12 protein-coding genes and 2 riboswitches are annotated in these 19,105 nt (G+C 42.4%); all 12 genes read right to left on the bottom strand.

Translation table 11 applies throughout. The features are described from left to right. Positions 1 to 401: 401 nt before the first annotated feature. Complete coding sequence (ptsG, locus tag LCL96_RS23110; RefSeq protein ID WP_224945632.1) at positions 402 to 2,471, bottom strand: glucose-specific PTS transporter subunit IIBC; 2,070 nt, start codon at positions 2,469 to 2,471, stop codon at positions 402 to 404. A gap of 182 nt (positions 2,472 to 2,653) precedes the next feature. Continuing rightward, positions 2,654 to 3,496, bottom strand: coding sequence for a glucose PTS transporter transcription antiterminator GlcT (gene glcT / locus LCL96_RS23105; protein WP_224945631.1), 843 nt, complete (start codon positions 3,494 to 3,496; stop codon positions 2,654 to 2,656). Positions 3,497 to 3,711: 215 nt separating this feature from the next. Next, positions 3,712 to 5,046, bottom strand: a complete 1,335-nt coding sequence (locus LCL96_RS23100) for an NCS2 family permease (protein WP_224945630.1) — start codon at positions 5,044 to 5,046, stop codon at positions 3,712 to 3,714. A 108-nt stretch (positions 5,047 to 5,154) separates the two neighbouring features. After that, positions 5,155 to 5,256, bottom strand: a riboswitch (purine riboswitch). A 181-nt stretch (positions 5,257 to 5,437) separates the two neighbouring features. Further along, complete coding sequence (gene guaA, locus LCL96_RS23095; RefSeq protein WP_224945629.1) at positions 5,438 to 6,991, bottom strand: glutamine-hydrolyzing GMP synthase; 1,554 nt, start codon at positions 6,989 to 6,991, stop codon at positions 5,438 to 5,440. 128 nt (positions 6,992 to 7,119) lie between these two features. Continuing rightward, positions 7,120 to 7,221, bottom strand: a riboswitch (purine riboswitch). A 39-nt stretch (positions 7,222 to 7,260) separates the two neighbouring features. Further along, positions 7,261 to 9,465: a DUF3488 and DUF4129 domain-containing transglutaminase family protein gene (locus tag LCL96_RS23090; RefSeq protein ID WP_224945627.1), complete on the bottom strand. Its 2,205-nt coding sequence runs from the start codon at positions 9,463 to 9,465 to the stop codon at positions 7,261 to 7,263. Continuing rightward, positions 9,462 to 10,679 (bottom strand): DUF58 domain-containing protein, encoded by a 1,218-nt coding sequence (locus LCL96_RS23085; protein ID WP_224945625.1) that lies wholly within the window; start codon positions 10,677 to 10,679, stop codon positions 9,462 to 9,464. Before LCL96_RS23085 ends, LCL96_RS23090 begins: the two co-directional genes overlap by 4 nt. Continuing rightward, a complete protein-coding gene (locus tag LCL96_RS23080; protein WP_224945623.1) occupies positions 10,680 to 11,636 on the bottom strand; it encodes an AAA family ATPase in 957 nt (318 codons plus the stop codon). Positions 11,637 to 11,848: 212 nt separating this feature from the next. Then, positions 11,849 to 12,532, bottom strand: a complete 684-nt coding sequence (locus LCL96_RS23075) for a hypothetical protein (RefSeq protein ID WP_224945621.1) — start codon at positions 12,530 to 12,532, stop codon at positions 11,849 to 11,851. Positions 12,533 to 12,611: 79 nt separating this feature from the next. Further along, entirely contained in the window at positions 12,612 to 13,439 is an 828-nt protein-coding gene (gene nadE, locus LCL96_RS23070) for an ammonia-dependent NAD(+) synthetase (protein WP_224945620.1), read from the bottom strand. A gap of 71 nt (positions 13,440 to 13,510) precedes the next feature. Further along, complete coding sequence (locus tag LCL96_RS23065) at positions 13,511 to 14,980, bottom strand: nicotinate phosphoribosyltransferase (protein ID WP_224945619.1); 1,470 nt, start codon at positions 14,978 to 14,980, stop codon at positions 13,511 to 13,513. Positions 14,981 to 15,103: 123 nt separating this feature from the next. Further along, on the bottom strand, positions 15,104 to 17,638 hold the full coding sequence (locus tag LCL96_RS23060; RefSeq protein ID WP_224945617.1) for a right-handed parallel beta-helix repeat-containing protein: 2,535 nt from the start codon (positions 17,636 to 17,638) through the stop codon (positions 15,104 to 15,106). 12 nt (positions 17,639 to 17,650) lie between these two features. Continuing rightward, positions 17,651 to 19,051, bottom strand: a complete 1,401-nt coding sequence (locus tag LCL96_RS23055; RefSeq protein WP_224945615.1) for a fibronectin type III domain-containing protein — start codon at positions 19,049 to 19,051, stop codon at positions 17,651 to 17,653. Positions 19,052 to 19,105: the final 54 nt, after the last annotated feature.

Genomic DNA, 19,105 nt, shown 5'->3' with positions numbered 1-19,105 from the left:
AACTCTCCGATAAAAGTTTGAATAGCTCTTTAAAAATAAATCTAGAATTAACGTTGACGTATTGTCTTGTTTTGTTCAGTTTTCAAGGTTCAATGTGTAAGTGCTTCGTTTGAAGCGACTTGACCATCATATCAAGAATGCAATGTGTTTGTCAACAACTTTTTTGAAATGTTTTATGATCTCGCTGAATGTTGTTATGTAACCCGCTGCTCTCTTGCGACGGTTTTTAAAGTATATCAAGCTATTAGATATTCGTCAATAGATTTAATAGATTTAATTTAAAAACTTTCAAACCTCTCTATTAACCGTTCATCTTCCTACAAACAATATCGTCTTTTTCTTCTATATAAAAAAGAACCGGCTCGCACTCCTTGGAGGGCTGGCCGGTTCTTCCGAGAACATTAGTCGATCTTAATGACGTTTTCGTCGTTACGGTTCACGTTACCTGACTTCTCGATTGTCACTTGCTGACCTTCTTTAAGGTTCGTGAAGACAATCGGTGTCATGATGGAAGGAGCGTTTTCTTTGATGTAGTCTAGATCTACCTCTAGTAATGGTTGACCGGCTTCTACCTGGTCCCCTTCTTTTACTAAAGCTTCGAATCCTTTACCTTCCAGTTTCACTGTATCGATTCCAACGTGGATCAGTACTTCACGTCCTGCTTTGGATTCCAATCCGATGGCATGCTTCGTCGGGAATACGTTCACGACTTTACCTGTGATTGGAGAAACGATTGTTCCTTCAGTCGGTACGATCGCGAAACCGTCACCCATCATTTTGCCTGAGAATACTTGGTCAGGAACTTCTGTGATGTCTTTGATCTCACCTGTGATCGGAGCTACAAACTTTTCGTTGTTGCGCTCTGTTTGAAGTGCATCAGGGTTCACTTCTTCGATTTGTTGCTCTACTTCTTCGTTTGCGTTTGTTTCTACTTTACGTGGAGCTTTTCCACGGATGATGTCTTGCATTTGTGATTTGATTGTGTCTGATTTTGGTCCGAAGATCGCTTGAATGTTATCTCCTACTTCAAGGACACCTGAAGCACCCAGTTTTTTCAGACGTTTTTTATCTACTTGCTTCACGTCATTGACAGATACACGTAAACGAGTGATACATGCGTCTAAGTGAGCGATGTTTTCTTGTCCACCCATTGCTTCAAGGATGTTGTAAGGAAGATCGCCAGCTGAACTTGCAGGAGCGTCATCTTCATCTTCATCTACTTCTTCACGACCTGGAGTCATGAGGTTGAACTTGCGGATAGCGAAACGGAATCCGAAGTAGTAAATGAATGCAAACACGATACCTACCGGGATGACGATCCAGGCATTCGTTTGCGGGTTAATCAGTCCGAATAGAATGTAGTCAATTAAACCACCTGAGAATGTCATACCAATCTTTACATTTAACAGATGCATCGTTAAGAATGATAAACCTGCAAAGATACAGTGTATTCCAAATAGTACAGGTGCTACGAATAAGAATGAGAATTCAATAGGCTCTGTGATACCTGTTAAGAATGAAGTCAGGGCAGCAGATGCCATGATCCCACCTACAACTGCTTTACGTTCTGGCTTCGCTTCATGATAGATCGCTAATGCCGCTGCCGGAAGTCCGAACATCATGAATGGGAATTTACCAGTCATGAACGTACCTGCCGTCAGGTCTTGTACACCATCTTGAATTTGTTTCATAAAGATTGCCTGGTCCCCACGAACAACTTCACCAGCTGCTGACGTATAAGAACCGAATTCGAACCAGAATGGAGCATAGAAAATGTGATGTAATCCAAATGGAATAAGTGAACGTTCAATTACACCGAATACGAATGCTGCGAATGCTCTGTTTTCACCAAGCATAAAGTTTGAGAATGTGTTCAGACCATCTTGGATTGGTGGCCAAATTAATAACATTAATAATCCTAATACTACGGAAGATGCTGCTGTTGCAATTGGAACAAATCGTTTACCTGCGAAGAATCCTAAGTATGAAGGAAGTTCGATCTGGAAGAAACGATTGTACATGGTCGCTGCCAGGATACCGACGATGATACCGCCGAATACACCTGTTTGTAAGGTCGGGATACCGAGTACCAGTGCAAATGCAGGATCGACGCCTTCGCCCGTAACATCACCAATACCTAACCCTTCGACCGTACCCATTGTTACGTTCATGATCAGGAAACCAACGATAGCCGCTAAACCAGCTACCCCTTCTCCACCGGCAAGACCAATGGCAACACCGACTGCGAAGAGCAGTGCCAAGTTTCCGAAGATAATTCCACCCGCTTGTTCCATTACGCTGGCAACGGTTTCAACGCCGCCGTTATTAAGGAATGGAGCAATGTCTAGAAGCGTTGGATTTTGAAGCGCATTACCAAACGCTAGTAAAAGTCCGGCTGCTGGTAAAATCGCAACTGGAAGCATTAATGCTTTACCGACTTTTTGTAGTACACCAAAAGCCTTTTTAAACATGTGAGTTTCCTCCCTTTATTTTCATTTTCGACTAATTAGATGATTGCGCCTAACCAAACAAAAAAGGCATGAGAAAAGAGGATAATGAACGTATATGGATAGACTACCCCAAAATACACGTTTCAATTATCTTCTTCACTCATGCCTGATCGAATCAGTAACACGTAAGAAAGATAAGTACTTTAATTCACTTTATTTTGAATCCGTTGAAGATGCATCGTAAGGTATACTGCCTCTGCATCGTACACGGGTTTCTGCAATGTTTGCTGCATCATCTTAATCAGCTTCCAAGATAGATTATAGCAGACAGGGTATTCTTCTTTCAACAGTTTTGCAATTTTTTCTGGTTCTTCTACTCTTTCTCCCCGCAAAACCCGTTCAATCGTATAACGGATATGTCGTATGAGCCTCATGTAATCGACGCTCTCTTTATTGATTTCCACGTCCAGCTGCTGTTCGATCATCCCTATCAGGCGACTGATCAGCTGGGAATGCTGGTTCACTTCAGAAAGATCCTTGTTCATCATGGCACTGTGAATATGAAGGGCGATGAATCCCACTTCCCCTTCAGGCAAATGGACGTCGGTCATTTCGTTGATCATGCTGACGACTTCTCTCGCAATTTCATATTCAAAAGGATACAAAGTCCTTGTCTCCACAAGGAACGGATTCCGAATCTCCATCCCTCTCATCAATCGGTTTATTGCGAACAGGATATGGTCTGTAAGGGCGATGTGAATATGCTCGTTCAGGAATGAATTGGTTCTTTTTCTGATCAGCTCGATGGCAGAGATAATGACGTTTGACATGTCTTCATTTAGAAAAGGAAGAAGGTTTTTATACTGCTCCTGCTCTTTTTCCCCTTTTAGGACAAACATCTTTTCTGCAATATCGTTTTGGATGGGATCATCCTTTTTCCGGTTGAATCCTATCCCCTTCCCGATCAGCACGACCTCTCCGTAGCTTTCATGAACGGCTATCAATACGTTGTTATTCAAGACTTTTTTCACATTTAAAGTAGACATACTCAATTCTCCCTATATATTCGACCATTTTCGACACAACCTGTTTTCATGATTTTAACGAAAACTGACCCTTTTTTCAATTCTAATTTCTTACCTTAGTACTACCTTCTCTACCTTTGTTGTCATTCCCTTTATTTATATTCTACACTTTTTTCGATAAAAATCAGAAAGAAGCTGATCTGGAATCGATCAGCTTCTCATTATCGGTACCTATTTTATACTAGGAAGATGAAGTACAGGACAAAGATCACAAACAAGAAATACATGATTGGATGAATTTCTTTCGTGCGACCTTTCATGATCATCGTGATCGGGTAGAAAATAAACCCGATGGCGATACCTGTTGCAATGCTGTACGTAAGCGGCATGGCAACAATCGTCAGGAATGCCGGTACAGCTACCTCGAATTTTTTCCAGTCGATTTCACCTAATGATGATACCATCAGCACCCCGACAATAATCAGGGCCGGCGCCGTCACAGCCGACGTGATGACGGCAAGTAACGGGAAGAAGAAAATCGATAGGACGAACAGGATGGCCGTGACAACGGATGCGAATCCAGTCCTCGCTCCTGCTGCAACCCCTGCAGATGATTCAATATAAGATGTTGTTGTAGAAGTTCCCAAGATGGCTCCGACTACTGTGGCACAAGAATCTGCGAATAATGCTTTACCTGCACGTGGTAATTTGTTGTCTTTTATCAGTCCAGCCTGGTTCGCCACTGCCACCAGTGTACCGGCTGTATCAAAGAAATCGACGAATAAGAACGTCAGGATGACCACAAGCATTTGAATGGTAAAAATACTGCCTGCATCATTAAATAATGGCTCAAGAGCCGCTCCGAAAGTCGGTGCAAGACTTGGTGCTGAATCTACTACCCTTTCCGGTGTATCGATCAGACCTGCAATCATTCCGACGATGGCCGTTACGACCATCCCGATGAAAATTCCACCTTTGACGCCTCTTGTCATCAAAATAACTGTAATGATGATTCCGAAAATAGCAAGTAATGTCGTTCCTTTTGTTAAATCACCAAGCCCGACTAGTACGGCATCGTTGTTTACGATGATTCCCGCATTTTGAAAGCCGATGAATGTAATGAACAAACCGATACCGGCTCCAACAGCGTATTTTAATTCGGCAGGGATTGAGTTAATGATCTTCTCCCGGATGCCGGATAATGTCAATGCAATGAAGATCAATCCTGAAATCAACACTCCCGTTAAAGCAGATTGCCATGGTACACCCATCGTTAGTACGACCGTGTATGCGAAGAAGGCGTTCAAGCCCATCCCCGGTGCCAAAGCGATCGGATACTTGGCGATCAATCCCATGATCAATGACCCGATGGCAGCAGCTAAAGCTGTAGCGACAAACACTGCACCATAATCCATCCGCATGCTGTCCGGAAGATCCGGTACGGATTGAAGGGTTAACGTAAGCGGGTTAACAATTAAGATATAGGCCATCGATAGGAATGTTGTCAGTCCCCCGATGATCTCCCTTTTATAATTCGTTCCTAACTGGTCAAACTGAAAGAAATTCCTCATTCTCTTACTCCTCCTATAGAGTCGTCGTAAAAAATAAAAAAACCTCGAACTACCAGAGTTCAAGGCTTTGACTGTTAAGATCAAGATCAATAAGGAACCAACGTATGGCCCTATCATCCATCACCTCGTAGTCAAGCCATTTACGGTAGCTTGGTAGAAACGCTCGGGCCCTATTCCCGAAATTATACGACGTAATACTTTTATAATGTTTTGTTATGATTACAGTACTATTGTACCAACGGGAATTCAGTCCGTCAACAGAAAATACGAACATTATTTTAATTTCTTGATATAATGTTCGTTTAATACAAAAAACGACAGGCATTCTTCCGTTTGTCGAATGGAATCGATCTGGAAGAAGCCTGTCAGTTTTTCACTCAAACCTATTTCATTATTCCCACTCGATTGTTGCAGGTGGCTTACTCGTCACATCATACACCACGCGGTTGATATGATCGACTTCATTTACGATGCGTGTTGATATTTTCTCCAATACGTCCCATGGGATACGCGCCCAATCTGACGTCATACCGTCAATGGAGGTAACTGCACGGATTCCGATCGTGTAATCATATGTCCTCGCATCCCCCATAACACCGACACTACGGATATCAGGCAGGACAGTGAAGTATTGCCAGATGTCACGATCAAGGCCGGCTTTCTTGATTTCATCACGGAGAATGTAATCAGACTCACGGACGATTTCAAGTTTCTGTTCAGAAATTTCACCAAGGACACGGATACCAAGACCAGGTCCCGGGAATGGTTGGCGCCACACAATTTCATCTGGAATACCCAGTTCAGAACCTAATGCACGCACTTCATCTTTGAATAAAGTGTTCAATGGTTCAATCAGAGTGAACTGCATATCTTCAGGAAGCCCGCCGACATTATGGTGAGACTTGATCGTCTGCGCAGTTGCCGTACCACTTTCAATGATATCTGTATATAACGTACCTTGTGCAAGGTATTCGATGCCTTCAAGCTTCGTTGCTTCATCATCAAACACATAAATGAATTCATTTCCGATGATCTTGCGTTTTTGCTCAGGGTCGGATACACCTTTTAATTTATTTAAGAAACGATCCTGTGCGTCCACTTTAATGACGTTCATATTAAATCCGTCAGCGAATGTCTTCATTACGCTATCCGCTTCCCCTTTACGAAGAAGGCCGTGATCGACGAAGATACATGTCAGTTGATCGCCGATGGCTTTGTGGATCAACACGGCCACGACAGAAGAATCGACTCCTCCGCTCAATGCACAAAGAACCTTTTTGTCTCCAACTGTTTGGCGGATTTTGTCCATTTCCATTTCGATGAAGTTCTCCATGGACCAGTCGCCAGTACATCCACACACTTCGAATACGAAGTTCTTCAACATTTCGTTTCCATGCACCGAGTGACGCACTTCAGGGTGGAATTGAACCGCATATAGGCCTTTTTCTTCATTACTCATAGAAGCAATCGGGCAAGATGGATTCGTTGCATTCACATCAAAGCCTGCTGGAGCTTCAACGACTAAATCCCCGTGGCTCATCCAAACGACTTGTTCTTCAGGCAGGTTCGAGAATAATTTTGACTGCTTCTCGATGTTGATGGCAGCTTTTCCGTACTCACGGTGCTTCGCGCGTTCTACCTTACCGCCAAAGTGCATCGTCATCAACTGCATGCCGTAGCAAATTCCGAGAATCGGAATATCCAGGTCAAAGATACGCTCATCACAACGGAACGAATCTTCACCGTAGACACTATTCGGTCCACCGGAGAAAATGATTCCCGTTGGATTCATCTCCTGAATTTCTTCAAGGGTAACTGTATGCGGGTGGAGCTCACTATAAACACCAAACTCACGAATTCTTCGCGTGATTAATTGATTGTACTGACTTCCAAAGTCCAAAACGACGATCATTTCTTGATTGTGCAATTCTTCTTTACCAAGCATTCAGTTCACCTCTTCAGTTTATTTACCTTATACTATCTATTGTTGTTAGCATTCCAAAAAATATAAAAAAAACTAGACTTCGCCTTAAAAAAAGGCAGAATTCTAGTTTTTTTGCATACACGGATGTCAACTTAGAACACTGCCTTCATAGTCCAGTCATTTAAGGTGACCGGGTAGATACTTTCGAACCGTATTATCGAGGATATACGAAGGATGCTAACGAACGCTATTTGAATTTGACATCATTTTATACTTTGTGGTCTACCGGGTCAACCGGTTGTCCTTTTAATTAAATTTTCCCATAATTCCCTCATCTTCACCCAATCTTCTGATGTAGGCTTCTGACCATACAGAACCCGTTCATAATTATTCGTCAGACTGGTCATTTCACGGGTACCGAAGAAGGAATCGATGTATCTGGAATACCCCCGTAATGTTTGGCCGTCTTCCAATCTCAGTCCGTACCTTTCCAACTGTTTCATGAGAGACAGATAGGCGTCAGAGAATACATCATCCGACGATTTCCTGCGGTAATAGAAAATCAGGACATACGGCATCCATCGTCTTCTCACAAGGTATAAAGCAACCGCAATGATGATCAAGAGAATGGCACCCATCACAATTTTGCCCCAGTTGTCCACGACAAATGACTTTAGGTCCTCCCAAAGCTTGGATATAGAAAAACCATCACCGGAAGAGGCAGTATCTTCTTCAGGCTGTAAAGGTTTTTTTGGAGTCTCCTTTTGCTCCGGTAAAGGGACTTCATTCTTCTCTGAATCAGGTACATCCAGGTCATACTGATAAGATACGTTGTTACTGAAGCCGACTGTCGGCTCAAACGGAACCCACCCCACTTCTGGGAAGAAGACCTCTACCCACGAGTGGGCATTGTTGTTTGATACTTCGTAAAGCTTGTACTTCGAATCCACCTGTCTGCTGTATTCCCCCTCTGTATAGCCTTTTGTCCATCTTGCCGGGATTCCCAGAGAACGGACAAGCACTACCATGGAAGAGGAGAAGTTATCACAATAGCCGCGCTGTGTTTCAAAGAGGAACTGATCCACGTAATCCTGCCCTTCTTCAGGAACGGGTACGTCGAACTGATCGTATACATACGCTTCTTTTGAAAAGTATTGTTCGATCGCCCTTACCTTGTCATACCAATTATCTTCTTCCGACGTGATCTCAACGGCCAAGTCCTTGACCCGTTGAGGAGTCGTCTCGGGCAGCTGGGTGTATCGATCGACAAACTCGGGTACCTGCATGATTTCCTGCTCTTCATTCGCCGCCTTCATCTTTTTCTGGGAATAGGATGGGGAACGGTAGGAGAGCTCATATTCTTCAAGCTTGACGGTTTCATCGGATCCCTTATAGCTTGTCACTTTTTCATCGATAGGATTAAAGCTGAAATACCCCTTATCATTTCCATTTATCGCCTCCACCCCATATGGATAGACGACATGGGAATACTTGCGCTCTACCATGACTTTTTCACTTTCAAGGTCCCGCTCTTCATCCGATTCCGGCGAGGGAATGGGAACCTTTTTCCCTGGGTCGAACGGAAGGGATTTCTCCTGTTCATCCGGGATGGACTGTTTCCACCCCTTCCCGGTGTACAAATCCTTTGATTCAATCTTCCAATAATGTTCCCTTGTCACCTCAGCATTAAATACGACAGTCGGATCACCGACAAAGGGCCCCCCCAGTTTCGTGTCATCGGAATCGTAGCCAATCTTGTTCACCCCGCTGCCACCTGCATCCTCAGAGAAGGACTGGAGATAAGGGACCGGGTCCGGCCAAATGGGATCTGCTTTAGGCGCTGCAAAGGCAACGACCGAACTGACCCCGAGCATCACCGTCAGCGGAACAATCCAGCGATGACGGCTCATTTTGGAACCACGTAGATTCTCTCTTTGCACCAGTCTTTCAAGCGCCAACAACCCCATGAGAAGAAAGCCGAAAATGACGACTCGTATAATGGAGCTGTCTCCCTCATAAACCGTAAAGGTGTCAATCAGACACACATAAGCGACCGTCATCACATAAAAAAGTAGAATCGTTTTCCGAACCGATATCCAATAATGAATCAAGTACGTCATCAGCCACAGGAGCACGAAAAACAATAAGCTTCTGTATTCAAAAGACAAACTCGGCCACTCACGACCGAGGGTCAATCCGAGATTCACCCATACATCGTGGCTGAACTTCATGAACCACCCAAGACCCAGGAAGGAACCGGCATAATACAATACATGCAGACTGTAAAGGATAAAAAGGATTTTCACCGACGCCGTAATCAGATAATGAATCCTGAAAAAAGACAGGGCGAGGGACAGGGCGATAAAGACAACAAAATACGTCAAACTGGCTGTGTCCGTCACTACCTTAAGGGGCTTTAACCACTCCCACAAAAGTAAAAATCCAAGCAAATAAACCATGAACTTAAAATAGGAGTTCGCTGTAACATGTCTCATGCCCGCTTCACCTCCAGAAAGGCGGATGAGAAATCACCTTCGTAGCACACTTTTAACCGGATGCCCCTGGAGGAAGCATAGGCTTTCAGCGATTTCTCTTCTGCCGTGTACGCCTCTCCCACTCTTTTCACCAAAAAGATGACAACGGAGCTGTTCCGCTTCGCATACTCATTCACGCTCATAATCATTTTTTTCGAAACGGAGGAGGTCACGAAGAGGACCGCTGCTGATTGAGAATAGTTCAATCCCGCTCCCTGCAGGACCTTCCCTAAAGCAAAACGACTGTCCTGCCTCACTTTAGCCAAATGATAATTCAGCTGACTCAAGTGCTCATCACCGCCGCGGATCGGAAACGAAACATGATCTTCACCGATCGACACAAGGCCGACCTGCGCCCCTTTCTTTACGATGGAACGGATCATAGATGCCGTAAAGGTCACCATCGCTTCAAATGCCGGAGAAGCCTCCCGATCGAGGACGATAAGGACATCATGTGATTGCCGCTCTTCAAACTCCTTTGTCATCAGTTCATTCGTTCTGGCAAAGGTTTTCCAATGAATCCACGAAAAACGGTCCCCCGGCTGATAATCACGAATACCGGTCGCCATCGTCGTGTCCTTTTGGATCTTCACATTCGAAGTGGTCATCCCTTGATCATACCGATTCTCCAACGGACGATATGGGACATCGACGATTGAAGGATAAACGAGGAGTTTGTCCACGCAATCCACCGTCGCTTCCTTTTCGAAAACACCAAAGAAATCACCTGTTTTGAACCGCACATTAGAGAAAATATGCTCTCCTCGGGGAAGTTCATCCACATAATAGGTGAGATTGATCCGTTTTCTGAATCCAGGATGGATCATCGCCTTCGCCTTTTGGAAACCCGAATGATGAAAGACCGAATCGGTCACCACATCCTCCATTACCATGTAAAACAAGGGAAAGGGGATCTTACGGGACAGGGTGATCGTCACCTTTAATTCATCCCCCGCTTTATACTCCGCCGATTCAAAGCTCCTCTCTACATAAAACTCCGAAAGAGGGTATAAGAAAACCAACACGGAATAAAGGGCAAACGGCAAAAAGCTATAAAATAAAAACCAGCTCACAAACCCACCTTGGAACATCGCATACGAAAACGTCACCCCCATCAAGAGGAGCAAAAGCAAAAACTTCACAAGTGGTTTTAATAATCGAAGTTTCGTCTTCATCTATCTCGCAATCCTTTGGACAGGAACTGGTATGCGAGCCATGACTCTTTCCACCACTTCCTCAGGAGTGATCCCTTCATACCTCGCTTCAGACTTCATAATAATACGATGTGAGAATACGTATGGCGCCAGGAATTGGACATCATCAGGAACCACATAATCCCTGCCCCTTAAATAAGCATACGCCTGACATGCCTTCATCAACGCAATCGATCCACGCGGGCTCGCACCAAGGTATACATTGGCATGGATCCTTGTACGATTCGCAATTTCTACGATATATTTCTTGATAGTGTCGTCCACCAATACTTCCTTCACATCCCCTTGGATATATCTCAATTCCTCAAGGGTCATCACCGGCTCCAATTCATCGATCGGCGGAGTACGCTGTGCGCGGTGAAGAACTTCCATCTCTTCTTCCGGTTCCGGATACCCCATCTTCATCTTCAACAGGAATCGGTCCAACTGTGCTTCCGGAAGCGGATAGGTCCCTTCATACTCAATCGGATTCTGGGTCGCCATAACGAAGAAAGGCTTATCCAGCTTCCGGGTCATCCCGTCAATCGTCACGCTGCTTTCTTCCATACCCTCAAGCAAAGCAGACTGAGTCTTCGGTGATGTACGGTTGATCTCATCCGCCAAAATGATATTCCCCATGATTGGTCCCGGCCTGAACGTGAATTCCATTTCTTTCGGATTATAAATCGATACACCGATCACATCCGATGGCAATAAATCCGGCGTAAACTGAATCCGCTTAAAGCTTGCCCCAACGGATTTGGCCAACGCACGGACCATCATCGTCTTCCCTACACCCGGAACATCCTCAAGCAGTACATGCCCACCGGCAAGCAAGGAAACAATGCTCAGTTCCGCCACCTTTCTCTTTCCAATCATGACTTTCTCTATATTATCAATGATACTTTGTAACTTCGGATTCACCATTTCATGTGACATCGTACCCCTCCTGAATGATTCATACTCTTCTATAACTATTACTACTTTCGTTTAAAAAGTCGAAAATCCTCTATAAATTGGTAAATTCATATAGAAATTTTAGGGAATTGGTAGGAGATAGGGTGCTTATGAGGGTGGAGAGCTGCATTTTTTGTCGAAATAAAAATAAGCCTCCTTTAAATACAGGAGGCTCTATATAAGGAATACACAGATTAATATTTTTCCAACTTCTCCGTTGTTCTTCCACCAACCCTAAATGGAGTTGTCAATTCTTCCAAATCTCTTCCTTCTCCCAAAAACTTATTTACATACTCATCCCCGGGGACACTCCCTACATCTTTTTCAGTCATATATATCGGAATGCCATGAAATCTTATTCTATCAATCCAACCATCCAATTGATTTTGCACTTCTATATCAAATATCCTAAAATCCTTTTCTCCCTCATTATCCCAAACAATTATAATCCTCGCCCCGATAATACGCGGGCTTCTTATGGCATTACTGGTATTCGGTATATACCTTAATGTATGACCGATGATTACTTGATCCATTTGATTATAAGTAATCATCTCCTCTATTTCTTCTTTTGTTTTTTTATTTTTGAAATAAAAATAATACCCTTCATGATTAAGATGCTTTATGATGTTCAGATTCGTATATTGTTTCAAATTGTAATAACTAAACCTCGTTATAAATGCCATTATGGCAAATACAAAGAAAATAAATCCTGCCATGACTGGGAAAAAATCAAAGAATAAAAAATATAAGACTAACCAGAGCAGACCTAATGATATGATTCCCAAAACAGTGATTAATCCCCTATGAAATCTTAGAGCATAATCCGGTAACTGATTCGTGTAGCGTAAGTCTTCCCCACCTTGCATTTCAATCATTTCATACTCTCCTCACTGTAAATACTGCTGACAAAAAATAAAAGGTTGACCCACATCAAAGCAGATCAACCTTTTGTGATTATTTCCAAAAATCATCAAACACCGTAACCGGCAGATGACGTTTATGCTGTGTTTTCAGGTAGTGGCCTTCAATGACTTTTTTCGCTTCAGCAGGTACTTCTTTCCCTTCCAGGTAATCGTCCAGCTGATCGTACGTGACCCCAAGGGCTTCTTCATCCGGCAGTTGCGGACGATTTTCTTCAAGATCCGCTGTCGGTTTTTTGTTGTATAAATGTTCCGGACAGCCGAGTTCCATTAAGAGCATCTTTCCCTGCCTCTTGTTCAAACGGAATAGAGGGACGAGATCCGCCGCTCCATCGCCGAATTTCGTGTAGAAGCCGGTCACCGCTTCAGCAGAGTGATCGGTCCCGAGCACCACACCGTCCTTCATAGCAGCAATGGCGAATTGCACCTTCATCCGTTCACGTGCCTTTTCATTTCCTTTCACGAAGTCGGAAAGCTCGATACCATTTTTCTTCAACGTTTCCACGCTGGCATCGACTGCAGCTTGGACATTGACTGTCATTGGAACGGTTGGATTAATAAATTCCACCGCATCAATGGCATCCTGGGCATCCCCCTGCTCCCCGTAAGGAAGCCTGACGGCATAAAAAGCATAATCTGATGATCCTGATTCCTGATTCATTTCATCAATGGCCATTTGTGCCAGTTTCCCTAATAAAGTAGAATCCTGACCTCCTGAAATACCAAGGACCAGACTTTTCAGGAATGAATGCTTCTTCAAGTAAGCCTTCATAAAGTCGACACTTCGACGGATTTCTTCCTGCGGATTGATTTCCGGGGAGACCATCATTTCTTCTACGATTTGTTTTTGAAGAGAATCCATGTTTTCACACTCCATGTTAGGTTTTATTACATCATATTATATCTTTTTATCTTACCCAATCACAGGCAAACTTACCAATTTTCGCTATGTTTTTCTTTCACTTCGGCTTTTACACGATGAATGAGATCCATCTTATTGTTCCAGCATTCTTCGCTCAAATCTACAGGGTACTCTTCCGGATTCATGGAACGCTTATACTCGTCCCATAACAATTCAAGGTTCTCGTTCACAAAACTTCTCATTTCCTCCAATGGAGGCGTATCATACACAAGCTCCCCGTCCTTGAATACATCTACATGAAGCTCTCTCGCTTCAAAATTCGTGACGAACTTACTGATATACGTATGAACAGGATGGAACATTTTCAACCGTTCCTGGCTTTCCGGGTGTTCATGGTCCAGGGCAATATATTCGCCCTCTGATTTATGATTAATCGTGTTGACGATGCGGTACACCCTTTTCATTCCAGGGGTAGAGACCTTTTCAGCGTTACTCGAAATTTTGATCGTATCTTCCATTTCACCTGACTCATTTTCAATGGATGCGAGCTTATACACGGCACCTAAAGCAGGCTGATCGTACGCCGTGATCAGCTTCGTCCCGACACCCCATACATCAATCTGTGCCCCTTGAGCCTTCAAGTTCAAAATCGTATACTCGTCCAGATCGTTGGAAGCGATGATTTTCGTATCCGTAAAACCAGCCTCATCCAGCATCTTCCGCGCCTTTTTTGACTGATACGCCATGTCCCCGCTATCAAGGCGGATTCCTTTAAAATTGATCTTATCGCCAAGCTCCTTCGCAACCTGTATCGCCGTTGGTACACCAGACTTCAACGTGTCATACGTATCCACGAGGAACACACAATCCTTATGGCTCTCTGCATACTTGTGAAATGCCTGATACTCATCCCGATAAGCCTGAACCATGGCATGGGCATGTGTCCCTGAAACCGGCATGCCGAATAACTTCCCGGCCCGGACATTACTCGTCGCATCAAAGCCGCCGATATACGCAGCCCGCGTTCCCCAAATCGCTGCATCCAGCTCATGGGCACGCCTTGTCCCGAACTCCATCACAACCTCATCCTGCACCACCTGCTTGATCCGGTTCGCCTTCGTCGCAATCAACGTCTGGTAGTTCACAATATTCAAGATCGCTGTCTCCAGTAACTGAGCCTGCGCAAGTGGCGCCTCCACACGGACAAGAGGAACATTCCCGAACGCAACCTCCCCTTCTTGCATGGAACGGATCGTCCCAGTGAAACGAAGCTCCGCCAAATATTCCAGGAACGCCTCCTCATATCCCAGCTCCCTTAGGTATTCGATATCACTCTCCGAAAAATGAAACTTTTTCACATATTCAATGATCCGTTCAAGCCCGGCAAATACCGCATATCCATTGCCAAAAGGCAGCTTTCGAAAGAACACTTCAAAAACAGCCTTTCGATTATGGAAATTATCGTCCCAGTAAGCCTTCGTCATATTGATCTGATACAAATCTGTATGCAACGCTAAACTATCATCTGCATAGTTCGTCATGTATTTCTCTCCTTTAAGCTATAGCCAATTGTTGAACATGATGTGTCTTATCTATTTTAACCAATATTGGGTGGGATATCGAATGATAAGAATTAAAAAAAGAACTGACAAAAAGTCAGTTCTCTAGTCTTGTATTACTCCAAACTCTTTAAATACCGCTAAAGGCTTCACATATTCCCATTGAACTGTACCATCAAATGCACTTCCACTCGAGTGAGTAGGAGGTGATTGACCCGAATTTCCAGCAACGATACATTTATAGACAAAACCACTTGCATGGATGACATCGTTGATAGAATATGAAGTATTTGGACTCCAAGCATTCGTGTTTACCTGACCTGATTGAATACAGATCCAGCCTAAATTCCCTCCAGCCACTGGCATGGCATTATAAATAATTTCCCCTCTTGAATATAGACCAGAAGAAGGAGAGTTGAGCGAATGTGTAGAAGGGTTAAATAATTTGTACTTCACTAAATTTGGCAGAGTCAGAATTATATTATATGTTTTATTGTTAGCAATATGGGCTTCCCATACCTCTTTGTCGCTTTTAAAATAAGGGATGGTCATTTGTGTTTCTCCTTTATATTCAATAATATTCCCAATTACCGATGCGATGATTGAATCTGTAATATAGTTATTATCGAATAAGGATTCAATACTACTATTATTTATCACAAATTTGCACTCAAAAAAGCCTACTTTTATACCCTCTGTAATGTTTGACATTGCTTGAAAGAAATATGGGCTTTTAGTCGATTCAAAATGACAATGATTAAAGGTCATATCATTTTTTCTTTTCTCACTGTTGACGCATGTGGATTGTACGAGTGAATCCACAAAACGACAGTCTTCAAATCTCACAGTGTGAAAATACTGGTACGTCCTAAACCTACAATCGTTGAACTCACAATCGCGGATTGATATATTGCTTGGAACTCCAGTGTTAAGGGTTACCAATAAGTTCTTAAATTGACAGTTTACAAAGTCGTTAGAAAAATGCACTTCTGGTTGGAATTGATCAGTAGGGTCTGAATAAAAGATACAATCACTGATCCTATTTGCTGCCTTTACAATCGCACCTCCCACTACCAATTTCACTATATTATTTTTATATACCGCACTCCCCAAAGAGCCTATACCATTTTTGAAGAAATTATTGGAAACAATTGTATTGTAACTAGGGTTTTCTACATTGAAACTACCTTCAATATAATTGTTTGAGATACTTACAAATGGATTTTTTTGACCACCTGCCCCGAACAAATATAAACCTGCTCGTCGCATATAATTTCCTCTAATAGAGGCATATTCTTGGTCGTATACAACGATTCCAGAGCCACCCATATTCGTAATTACATTGTTTTCAATAAACACCGAGTATCCTCTGGTCAATATCCCATGAAATCCCCCAGTGATCAAATTATCTCTTATAATACTGTTATCACCATATGAATCTTCCTGGTTAATCGCATACTTTGTAGAGTCAGGAAATTGAGGAGCACCATCTAAAAAATTCGTATTGAATTTACCATTATCACGAATGCGATTATTTTTTATAATACAATACGTTCCTCCCATTGTGATTCCGCCACGGTGACCATCATAAATTTCATTAAATTCCACGACATTATGCGCTGGCATTCCCCCAAAATTTGTGAAAATATTAAGATTTCTGCCAGAATCGGATTCATTTCTAAAGATGAATTTGATTTTCTTTGCTATTTTAGGGATAGAGATAGGAAATAGCACACGCATATTGGTCGTTCTGCCAATAAATGTATTATCCTCTGTATAAAAAGCTACATTAAATTCTTTATTATTTAAGCTGGTTTGCCTTGAATAACCTTGCCCCGAAAGTGATACCACACTATAGTCACCAACCGGGATTGGTACAAAATCCGTAATGATACTATTATTTGATGGAATCACTACTCCACTTCCATCAATGTCCCCAAGTACCGGAGTGCCTGGTATACTTCCTCGTACCCATCCAACTGAAGTGAAATTGACATTGTCCCCGGCATACCCACTTATATCGCAGTGACTCAAAGAACAATAAGAAGCTCCATAAGTAAAAGACACTCCATACGTGTGTTCTACATATTTCTCACTCGGATCATTAAAACTTCGCTCATACATATCGCCTATAATTTTACCATTGGTTAAATGGGCATTCTTTACTTGGTGAAACCTAAAAGATACCCCGGCAAACAAATGTATCGCTCCAGAAGTACGATCATCATATGGGGATTTATTGTCGGAATCATACATAACCTTTAAGGTTGAGCCATTCAGATTAAACGTAATATGATCTACTAAGTCAATCGACAAAGGGTAACAAATGGAATATTCACCCCTCGGTAATATAACTAGTTTATTTCCTTTACTATATGCATATTTCAAAGCCCGGTTAATGCCTTTAATGTTGTTATATGCTTTATGATAATCTTCCTCGGAATACGGTTTCTGCGGCAACCCTTTTTGAATCCCCCAATGCTCTAAATCGATTACATACGACCCGTGCCCATATCTTTCCGAGTATAATTTCTCCGCAAGATTCTGATCTTTATTAATAAATACAGAATCCGCTATTGTTATAGGAAAAGCGAGTGTTCCTTCTTCATCTATCAATTTTTTTATTCTACCATCCAACATTATCACCCCTATTTAATTCTCAATAAAAGAACTTCCATGTATGAATAGAGCAGGTGAATTGTTTAGTATATCTGTGACATAATTATTTGTGGATGCATTGGTAAAATCAAAATCAGATGTAAGGATTAAATCTCCACGCCCGTTTCTGGCATAAAGTTTAACCCTATATAACAATCCCTGCATAGTTGTAGTGTTATTCTTACTCGCGAATAAGTTAAAACGATCAGCAATTTCACTCTCATTTATCCCTTCGATTCGAACTGTTACGAATTGTCCTGAAGGAATCATTGCATAACTTGTACTCGTTTCCAATCTTCCATTTACATATAAATCACACCCTGAGCGGCGATAGCTGGCACCATTGTGTTGTGTATATATTTGAATCCCGGATGTCGCTCCCTCTATTAAATAGTTGCTCCAGGAATTGACTTTGGGATTAAGAGAACATTGAATTTCCATTGCGTCAAAGGTGATTTGAGGTGTTTCTACATAATCACTTCCTCCTCTAAGAGATAAAACGACATCACCTTGAGTCTTAGAAACGATTGTTCTACCATTTGATTCAAGATTGCTTTCATTTCTAGTAACGACTTTGAGCAAATATTCAGTTGAACTCGTCAGTTGTGTTATCTCGAATGACGTTTCTGTTGTTGTACCTACAAGAGTTTCGCCTACAAATACTAGATAATTTAAAGAACCGTTTGTTCTAAGGTTTGCTTTCCAACTAAGTGTTATAGAAGTCTTTTTAACATCAATAGCCTGAAGCTCAATTACGTCTAGTGGCATGACGTAGCGAATAGGTTCGTCAACCGAATAGTCTTCTAATCTACAAGAACCTCCCCCAGCATTTTGTTTATCTGCTTTCCACTTACCATTGGAATAAACCAGTACATCACCCTCTGATAATTGGATAGGATCCATTTCAACATCCACTAAATCAGATAGATGATAACTAGGAGAGGTATCCGCTTTCGAATTCCAATATGCCTTCTCATCATCCGTCACAAATCGATGACTTTCATCTTCAGTTATCATACTTGCGGGATGTGATTCAGGATGGGTATATTCGGTATTAACTTGTTCTTCACCGTCAATGGTAAGTTTGTTTGATGAGGAGATCCCTAATCGATCAAGAGTGGGTTTATTAGGGTGGGAATGACTTAGGGGAGTTAATTCATTTATAGCTTCTTCATGGGTAGAAATTTTACTTAAGTCAATCAAAGTCTCAGAACCAGTTTGTTCAATTTTATCCAAAGTAGCCTTATTTGCATGGACATGCTTCTCTTTTTCAAGTTGAGTCAATCTGGATTGATGTTCCTCAATCTCCAATTGAATTTCAGTATCATCATACACAACAATTTCCGTATCATTGATCATGATCTTTCCATTATTGTTTGGATCATTGACTGTCATTTGTACAGCCCCCTTAGTAAATTTCATGAATTCAAATTACTTTTTTTATTCAGT

The organism is Rossellomorea aquimaris (assembly GCF_020172085.1).
GTDB lineage: Bacteria > Bacillota > Bacilli > Bacillales > Bacillaceae_B > Rossellomorea > Rossellomorea aquimaris_E.
This window is presented reverse-complemented; position numbering and strand designations above follow the sequence as displayed.